The organism is Marinobacter sp. C7, from assembly GCF_022343555.1.
Lineage (GTDB): Bacteria > Pseudomonadota > Gammaproteobacteria > Pseudomonadales > Oleiphilaceae > Marinobacter.
Genome location: NZ_JAKQZH010000084.1, coordinates 1 through 534 on the forward strand (window position 1 = coordinate 1; position 534 = coordinate 534).

At 51.1% G+C, this 534-nt stretch carries 1 protein-coding gene; it reads left to right on the plus strand.

Translation table 11 applies throughout. From position 1 onward, the window contains the following. Window positions 1-206, plus strand: a 206-nt coding sequence (locus MD273_RS19345) for a hypothetical protein (protein WP_204986178.1), incomplete at its 5' end; no start/stop codon positions are given. Between the last annotated feature and the right edge of the window lie 328 nt (window positions 207-534).

A 534-nucleotide genomic window follows, 5' to 3' on the forward strand; every position in this document is an offset into this window, starting at 1 on the left:
TGTTCATAGCCGATCACCAACAAGTTGTTGCTCTAACCAGCACAAATGCAACTTTGGAGGCTTCGGAAAGGGCGCTCTGGAGTCAATGGAACCGACCAGTAAAAGGAGAGTGTATGGCAGTAAGTGGAATGAAAAAGAAGTTCGGACGCAATGACGCCGTCCTCCCGGCAGCTGGCATCGCCATAACCAAAGATTCCAAGCGCTAGAGATGCGTGAATCAGGAGCTCGCCCCGACATGACACATCGTTGCAGTCAACTGACACCCAACTTCTCCTTCTTCAACAACCCACACTCGGCACATTAAGCCCGCAGCGGGCAACAGCGGACGCAACGACGAGAACAATTAACTCGAGTTGACGAAACCTCCGCACCGACGCCGGAAAGCGGTGGCAGCAGGTTGAAGCCACTGTGAGGAGTTGAGAGGGTCAGTCAGAGAACTACACAACGACCCTTATAAGCCCAGACACCTTCATTCGAAACCATTATTCGAAAGAGGGTGTCGTTACAGGTTTTAGCGAAATAAAAACAAAAGGC